Annotated in this window: 7 protein-coding genes and 1 pseudogene; 5 read left to right on the top strand and 3 right to left on the bottom strand. The window is 42.6% G+C overall.

Annotated features, from left to right (window positions below):
* The first annotated feature begins 401 nt into the window (after positions 1–401).
* Positions 402–1,151, top strand: coding sequence for an electron transfer flavoprotein subunit beta/FixA family protein (locus ACT3QP_RS13385; RefSeq protein WP_444525850.1), 750 nt, complete (start codon positions 402–404; stop codon positions 1,149–1,151).
* Between the two features lie 152 nt (positions 1,152–1,303).
* Positions 1,304–2,236, top strand: a complete 933-nt coding sequence (locus tag ACT3QP_RS13390; RefSeq protein WP_444525851.1) for an electron transfer flavoprotein subunit alpha/FixB family protein — start codon at positions 1,304–1,306, stop codon at positions 2,234–2,236.
* A 207-nt stretch (positions 2,237–2,443) separates the two neighbouring features.
* On the opposite strand, the gene ACT3QP_RS13395 is transcribed toward ACT3QP_RS13390, so the two are convergent.
* Together ACT3QP_RS13395 and ACT3QP_RS13400 are read right to left on the bottom strand one after the other, a co-directional pair.
* Positions 2,444–3,238: a TrmH family RNA methyltransferase gene (locus ACT3QP_RS13395; protein WP_444525852.1), complete on the bottom strand. Its 795-nt coding sequence runs from the start codon at positions 3,236–3,238 to the stop codon at positions 2,444–2,446.
* Between the two features lie 101 nt (positions 3,239–3,339).
* Entirely contained in the window at positions 3,340–4,323 is a 984-nt protein-coding gene (locus ACT3QP_RS13400) for a class 1 fructose-bisphosphatase (RefSeq protein WP_444525853.1), read from the bottom strand.
* Positions 4,324–4,699: 376 nt separating this feature from the next.
* Here ACT3QP_RS13400 and ACT3QP_RS13405 point away from each other — a divergent pair, with 376 nt between their 5' ends.
* The 3 genes from ACT3QP_RS13405 (at position 4,700) to ACT3QP_RS13415 (ending at position 7,586) form a co-directional block, all read left to right on the top strand.
* On the top strand, positions 4,700–5,773 hold the full coding sequence (locus ACT3QP_RS13405) for an aspartate carbamoyltransferase catalytic subunit (RefSeq protein WP_444525854.1): 1,074 nt from the start codon (positions 4,700–4,702) through the stop codon (positions 5,771–5,773).
* 90 nt (positions 5,774–5,863) lie between these two features.
* Positions 5,864–7,045: a dihydroorotase gene (locus tag ACT3QP_RS13410; RefSeq protein ID WP_444525856.1), complete on the top strand. Its 1,182-nt coding sequence runs from the start codon at positions 5,864–5,866 to the stop codon at positions 7,043–7,045.
* On the top strand, positions 7,038–7,586 hold the full coding sequence (locus ACT3QP_RS13415) for a DUF2127 domain-containing protein (RefSeq protein ID WP_444525855.1): 549 nt from the start codon (positions 7,038–7,040) through the stop codon (positions 7,584–7,586). The genes ACT3QP_RS13410 and ACT3QP_RS13415 overlap by 8 nt, the downstream gene beginning before the upstream one ends.
* 111 nt (positions 7,587–7,697) lie before the next feature.
* On the opposite strand, the pseudogene ACT3QP_RS13420 reads toward ACT3QP_RS13415, so the two are convergent.
* Positions 7,698–7,945: pseudogene (locus tag ACT3QP_RS13420) on the bottom strand (cation:proton antiporter); the annotation flags it as partial.

Below are 7,945 nucleotides of genomic sequence, written 5' to 3' on the forward strand. Positions count from 1 at the left end.
AAAATATTAAGTAATCTTAAGGCTGAGAATGCTATAAAGGTACGGGCATTTAAGGATGTTCATCCATAAAAATCGTAGAATAAAGTGCTTATAGAGTATTTATTATAGAATGTTGACAAATTTATGACGCATTATTCACGGCGTTGTCTTGACCTTATCTGCCTGCTGACGCAAGATACATAGGTCTGATAATAACGGTTGGCTTAGCTTTAGCAGATTTCATTAGTAAGGAATACAATGCTAATATGTGGTTAGATATTGGCTCATCTTTCTTAGTTAACAATACTCTGTTGATGCAGTAATAACCTTGAGCAGTATTTTGAACGACAATTTGAACCACAACGAACCTTTGGTTCTTAACTGATAATTCTTAACTCATAACATTAATAAACGAGGAACGTATGAAAGCATTAGTAGCGGTCAAGCGTGTCATTGATTATAACGTAAAAGTTCGTGTAAAAGCCGATAACTCTGGCGTTGACTTATCAAACACTAAAATGTCAATTAACCCTTTTGATGAAATCGCAGTAGAAGAAGCGGTTCGCCTAAAAGAAGCTGGTGTGATTGATGAAATTATTGTTGCTTCAATTGGCCCAAAAGAATCACAAGAGCAGATTCGTGCAGCCCTAGCGCTAGGTGCTGATCGTGGTGTATTAGTAGTGAGTGACGAAAAACCATATCCATTACAAGTTGCTAAAATTCTAAAAAATATCGCTGAATCTGAAGCTACTGATATTATCCTATTGGGTAAGCAAGCGATTGATGATGACAACAACCAAACTGGTCAGATGCTGGCAGCATTGATGGGTATCGGTCAGGGTACGTTTGCATCAGAAGTGAAAGTTGAAGGCGACAAAGTAAACGTAACGCGTGAAATCGATGGCGGCCTACAAACGGTAGCACTTGATTTGCCAGCAGTTATCACCACTGACCTACGTTTGAATGAGCCACGTTATGCTAAATTGCCTAACATCATGAAAGCGAAGAAAAAGCCACTTGATGAAAAAACACCAGCTGATTTTGGTGTTGATATGACCTCTAAGCAAGAGATTATTAAAGTTGTGCCACCTGCCGAACGTAAAGCTGGTATTACAGTGGGTTCAGTTGATGAGTTGGTCGATAAGCTAAGAAACGAAGCAAAAGTCATTTAATGTTTTAATGATTGGATACTTCGCTACGGCATATCTTGTACAAGGCTATAAATTTGAATGCTTTATTTCATATTAAATGATAGTTGTTCAAATAGCTTTGTACACAAACAACCGCATGAATAGATAATACGAATATATAAAGGACTAAAACCATGGCAATTTTGGTATATGCAGAACATGACAATGCCAGTCTAAAAAAGGCAACTTTGAATACTATCGCTGCTGCTAAGCAAATGGGTGATGACATCCATGTGTTGGTTGCTGGTAGTGCTGCACAAGCAGCGGCTGATGAAGCGGCTAAAGCGGAAGGTGTAACTAAAGTGCTATTGGCAGACAACGCTGCTTATGAGCATCAATTGGCAGGAAACATAGCGCTATTGGTTGCTGATATCGCTGGTGATTATAGCCATATCATAGCAGCTGCAACCACTACTGGTAAAAACTTCATGCCACGCGTTGCAGCTTTACTTGATGTAAGCATGTTGTCTGAAGTTTCAGGTGTGGTAGATGCGCAAACGTTTGAGCGTCCTATCTATGCAGGTAATGCAACAGCAACGGTTAAGACTACCGAAGATAAAGTAGTATTGACTGTACGTACTACAGCCTTTGATCCAGTAGCAAGCGAAGGTGGTACGGCGACTGTTGAAACGCTTGATACGGTTAAAGAGCTTGGTAAATCAAGTTTTGTAAATGAAGAAATGGCCAAGTCTGATCGTCCTGAATTGACGTCAGCCAGTATTGTGGTTTCTGGTGGTCGTGCGTTAGCAAATGGTGAGAACTTTACCAAATATATCGAACCATTGGCTGACAAACTTGGTGCTGCTGTTGGTGCATCACGTGCTGCAGTTGATGCAGGCTATGTACCAAACGATATGCAAGTCGGTCAAACAGGTAAAATCGTTGCACCAGATCTATATATCGCAGCAGGTATTTCAGGCGCTATTCAACATTTAGCGGGTATGAAAGACTCTAAAGTCATCGTTGCTATCAACAATGACCCAGAAGCACCTATCGCTAGCGTTGCTGATTACTTTTTAGAAGCTGATTTGTTTGATGCATTACCTGAGCTAACCAGCAAGGTTTAATGTATATTCAAAGAACTACTAAACCGCTACGGCGTTACCCTTCTTAGAGGTACTATTTGTACAATCTGCAGTCGGCTGCCTTATATCTGTTTTAGACTTCTTTGACTATTATCAGTAGTAGGCGAATAATAAGAAACCCACTATCAGTTGATAGTGGGTTTTTTCATGCTTGATAGATTGGGTTTTAATAGCAATTATAAATGGATGCTAAGAGTAATTTCTTTGACGCAAGGTCTCATACAGACATAAAGAGCCTGCGATGGCTACGTTTAGACTTTCTTGCCCATTGGGTTGTGGCAGCGCAATGGGTGTGGCGCACTGCATTAACTCATCGCAGACGCCTTGACCTTCATGGCCCATAATCCAAGCCACAGGTGCAGATAGATTATGATCATAGATTAAAGTATCGGTATGTGAGCTAGTGGCTAAAAATGGCACCTGCACATACTCTAAAATGTCTTGTGTACTCAACCCTTCATAGATAGTGAGTGTAAACTGAGCACCCATACCTGCTCGTAGTGTCTTGGGAGACCAAGCCTGAGCAGTTGCGCTGGTACATAGGATATTGTTGATACCAACAGCTGCTGCTGTGCGTAGTAGCGTGCCAACATTACCACTGTCTTGCACGTCATTGAGAATTAGGCAGTCCTCATTGATCATCGATAGACTAGGCATAGGGACGTTAATGACCGCCATAATATCGATACCGGTACCTAAACTTCGAATACTACCATAGAGCGAATCTGAAAGCGTCAAAATAGGCGTATAAGTAGGCAAACGTGTCAATATTTGCTGAACTTCAGGATGGCTACGCGCTGATTCAGACAGTAGTATCTGAGCAAACGGATAGTCGCTACGCAGGGCAGCATCTATCAAATGGACGCCCTCTACAACTGTTTGACCATGCTTTTTACGTTGGCGAGCTTGTGCCAATAGTGCTTTGACCAGCTTGACCGTCGCGTTCTTATCTGAGGTGATCAGCTCGGTTGGGTTTAATACCATAGTGGTTCGCTTCGAGAAGAGTAAGGGAATCAGGTAGACAACCAGCACAAGGTCTACAGTTTCGTCTTATGCTGGTTGTGCTAAATCTGTGCTTAGTTCAGTTATTTGTCAGAATAATTTACGTGTAAGTCTTTAACGTAATTAACTTCATTTTTGCTACCAAGCACTACAGGAACACGCTGATGAATATCAGTCGGTTCAATATCTAAAATACGATTGACGGCATCGGTTGCACCGCCACCAGCACGCTCAATCAATAAGCTCATTGGATTGGCTTCATACATCAACCGTAACTTGCCTGCTTTGTGAGCGTATTTGGTATCAAACGGATAGGTAAATAGACCACCGCGGCATAAGATGCGATGCACGTCACCAACCATGGCAGCGACCCAGCGCGTATTAAAATCGCGACCACGTACGCCCGCTTCACCAGCGATAAGCTCATCGATATACTGTTGCATCGGCGCACGCCAATAACGGTAGTTTGAAGCATTGATCGCATATTCACTGGTATCAGTATCAATTTGCACATTGTCTTCTATGAGCACATAATCCCCTGTATCAGGATCCAAACTAAACATCACGACTTTGTCAGCTATGGTCAGCGCTAGTACAGTAGAAGTACCATATAATAGATAACCTGCGGCCAGTTGTTGATTGCCTGCTTGCAAGAAATCACTGTTTTCGCTAGTTTGACCTTGGCGCTGATAAGGTAAGACGGAAAAAATAGTACCAACAGCCATATTGATGTCAATATTTGATGAGCCATCAAGTGGATCGAACAGTACTAATAAACTACCATCCGCATTGGCAGGGGTGGCATTGTCTAGCTCTTCTGATGCAACACCTGCACAATGTGTGTTTTTTGCTAGGGCATCTAATAATAAGTCATTGGCCAGTACGTCGAGTTTCTTTTGATCTTCACCTTGGATGTTTTGATTGCCAGCTTCGCCTAAGATATCTGCTAACGCTCCTTTTCTAAGCAGTTGCGAAATGGTCTTACCGACATTAGTAACGGTCGTAATGACATCATTGAGTGCAGGCGTGGTGGCATGATTGTCTAGATAATTTGCTAAAGTCGTCATAAAGCTTCCTAATAAACGAGTTTGATAAAGAGTATTGAGCGTAAAAGAACAGACAGCGTACAGCGTATTTTGAATTGATAAAATTTCAAATAGCGATACCGCTTCTTTGTCCTGACCATAAAATCAGCTACACTATATGTATTATTATTCATTGATGTTTTTGCTAAGCTTGTTTGCAGCAGTAGTTGCTACAGCGCGATTAATATTGCCTAGCAGGCTGATAATTTTTTTATAGGACTTGTGCTATTGGGGTAAATTGTAGCAAATAAGCATTAGAATGTCCTTGTATCTATGTATATCCACGATAAATGCTCGAACAAAAATGAATAAATGATTAATATAGACTCACATAAACCCATAATAAAGACTCGCCCTTATGTCAAATTCTATCGATAGCAGCGCAATACATACGATCTCACCAACTGACTACGCAAAATTCGATCCCAATACCATTCATCAAAAGCTCAATACATCATTGAGTCGTCCTCAGCTCAATACTGATGGTAGTATCCGTCATTTTTTGGGTGTGGAAGGTCTTAATAAAGAACAGTTGCAAGCAATTATTGCAAAAGCAGAGACGTTTTTTGATGATAACGGGCAACTGATCAACCGTCCTGAGTTAGAAGGCTGTACGGTGATGAATTTATTTTTTGAGCCGTCAACACGTACACGCACGACTTTTGAAGTGGCGGAAAAGCGTCTAGGTGCCAATGTGCTGAATATCGATATAGAACGCTCTAGTACCAAAAAAGGCGAGAGCCTACGTGATACGTTGTGGAACTTGCAAGCCATGACTGCGGATATTTTTGTGGTACGGCATTCAGCATCAGGCGCTGCTCATTTTATGGCGACTGAAGTAACTCCTAATATTGCCATTATTAATGGCGGTGATGGCTGGCATGCTCATCCAACGCAAGGCATGCTTGATATGCTGACGATTCACCGTGAAGCACCGCGTCCTTTTGAAGAGCTGTCAGTGGCTATCGTTGGTGATATTAAGCATTCTCGGGTGGCACGCTCTGATATCAGTGCACTACAAACTTTAGGCGTTAAGGATATTCGAGTCTGTGCGCCACGAACTTTATTGCCTAAAGGTATTGCTCGTTTTGGTGTGAAAGTCTATGAAGACATGAATGAATGTGTGACTGACTGCGATGTCATTATGGGGTTGAGGATTCAGAATGAGCGTATTGGCTCACCCTTATTGGCTTCATCGAGTGAGTATTATAAGCATTATGGTATTACGCCAGAGCGAGTGGCGCTCGCCAAGCCCGACGCGTTAGTGATGCACCCAGGGCCGATGAATCGTGGTGTTGAGATTGCTTCGAGCGTGGCTGACGGTGCACAATCTGTGATTTTAAAGCAGGTAAATAATGGTATTGCTATTCGTATGGCCGTACTTTCGCTTGCGATGGCAGGTCAGCGTGCTCATCAAGCTGCTGGCAACTAGCCTCTTACCACGCTGTTTTATTCTTCATTATTTCATTTTATTGATACGGTAATAACGCTCATGACCCACATTACGAATTCAGATATTCATATGCATGACCTGCTTCCAGAAGTATTTAGAAAGTCATTATCAACGACAGCAAAAGCTCAGCTAGCAAAGTTGACAAACGAGCGTGAAACATGGGTTTTACCTCCCTTGGTTGATTTGTGCGCACGCCTACGTGAACCAGGACAACAGCAACATGGCACGTTAGAGTCAGAAGGTAGTGCTGCTCGCGGTAATGGATTCTTGCATGTGGTGATTCCACCTGATACCAATCCTATCTTAGAAAATGGCTCACTACTCAAGGGATTACGAGAGCGTGCGCTTGAAGATGGTGGCATTCATTTGCATGTATTGGGCGCGTTGACTGCGGGGCTAGAGGGTGAGCGTCCATCTAATATTGCAGGATTAAAGAAGGGTGGCTGTATAGCGGTTTCGAATGCGCGCAGACCTTTTCGTAATGACTTAGTGCTATTACGTACATTAGAGTATGCTGCAACGTTTGGCATGAAAGTATTCTTTTATCCTGATGAGGCAAGCCTGTCTGGAGATGGAGTGGCGCACGAAGGTTATATCGCTTCATATCATGGACTACAAGGCATTCCATGGATTGCGGAAACAGTTGCCTTGTCTACCCAGTTATTGATGGTTGAAGAAACGGGGATAGCAGCTCACTTCAGCCAGCTGTCTTGCAAGTCTTCAATAGAGCTGATGCGCTGGGCAAAAGACAAAGGGCTACCAGTGACTTGTGATGTAGCGATGCACCAACTGTACTTAACCGATGACAATCTAGAAGGCTTCAATGCTCAGGCATATGTACTACCACCGCTACGTAGTAATACTGACCAACAAGCCATTCGCCGTGGTCTAAAGGATGGCACGATTGATGCGATTTGTAGTCATCATGAGCCACTGAACAGTACAGCGAAAAAAGCACCGTTTTCTGAAAGCACGCCAGGTATCTCAAATTTTGATACATTCATGGCGTTAGCATGTCAGTTGGTACATGATGACGTGCTGACGTTAGAGCAACTGGTAGATAAAATTTGCTTAAACCCTGCCAAAATTGCTGGAATTAGTGAGCAGTATGAGAGCATCGGTGGTGCAGTATTGGTTGATCCCAATCTAACATGGCAGGTAACGGCACAATCGATGTTATCAAACGGTAAGAACACACCATTTTTTAATCAGCAGTTGCAAGGACGCGTTGTGGAGACTTTCTTTGGTTAATTTACCGCAACAGGATGACCGTCTACCGCCCTCGTCGAAGGATAGTGTGACCGACTTAACGAACTCGCCATATAAAGAGCATAGCACCTCTAGTGAGTCTATCAGAGCGGTAGCAATCTACGAAGTAGTCAAAGGTGTCGGTGCTTTGTGTGGTGCTGGTGCACTATGGGTATGGCATACTAACCTGGCGTCGTGGTTTAAAATGGTCACCGTATCGTGGCAGCAAAGTTTCGGTCATTTATTTGCACCGCAAATCGACAGCGCAGTACGCATCGCTCAACAAGCTAGCAAGAACTGGACCGTGTTTCTTCTACTGATTTTTGCCTATGCCAGTCTACGGTTTTTTGAGGCATACGGATTATGGCAAGATAAGACATGGGCCTACTGGTTTGGCGTGCTGGGTTATGGAGTGTTTATTCCGATTGAGCTGTACTATCTGATAGCCCGTCCATTTGATTGGTTTAAGCTGATTATATTGATATCAAATATTCTGATCGTTATCGTAGTTTATCGTAATATGAAACGAAAAGGCTTGATATAAAATCGCCGACAAGACGTGATTTTAGAGAATGTCAAACTAAGAAGTATTTATAAGAAATCCAGCATAAGATAAATTTCTGATGCTGGATTTTTTATGAAGCGTATTTATTGTCTATGCATCTAAGGTTTCTTTGTCAGTACGAATGCTTTTAGCGACTTTGCCAACGCTTAAACCCTGTATCAGTATGGAAAATATCACCACAGCATAAGTAAGTGCCAATAAGATGTCACGCTCGTTGCCAACAGGTAGTTGCAAGACTAAAGCAACGGAGATACCACCACGTAACCCGCCCCATGTCAGAACTTTCCATGCGCCTTTTGGCAAATCAAGCTGATGACGGAAGGTTTTAGTGGTCATAC

Source organism: Psychrobacter sp. AOP7-B1-24 (assembly GCF_052376215.1).
GTDB lineage: Bacteria > Pseudomonadota > Gammaproteobacteria > Pseudomonadales > Moraxellaceae > Psychrobacter.

Bases quoted from the DNA above. Each gene is read 5' to 3' on its own strand.
- ACT3QP_RS13400 (WP_444525853.1), bottom strand. From the start codon at position 4,323: ATGACGACTTTAGCAAATTATCTAGACAATCATGCCACCACGCCTGCA.
- ACT3QP_RS13405 (WP_444525854.1), top strand. From the start codon at position 4,700: ATGTCAAATTCTATCGATAGCAGCGCAATACATACGATCTCACCAACT.
- ACT3QP_RS13385 (WP_444525850.1), top strand. From the start codon at position 402: ATGAAAGCATTAGTAGCGGTCAAGCGTGTCATTGATTATAACGTAAAA.
- ACT3QP_RS13395 (WP_444525852.1), bottom strand. From the start codon at position 3,238: ATGGTATTAAACCCAACCGAGCTGATCACCTCAGATAAGAACGCGACG.
- ACT3QP_RS13410 (WP_444525856.1), top strand. From the start codon at position 5,864: ATGCATGACCTGCTTCCAGAAGTATTTAGAAAGTCATTATCAACGACA.
- ACT3QP_RS13390 (WP_444525851.1), top strand. From the start codon at position 1,304: ATGGCAATTTTGGTATATGCAGAACATGACAATGCCAGTCTAAAAAAG.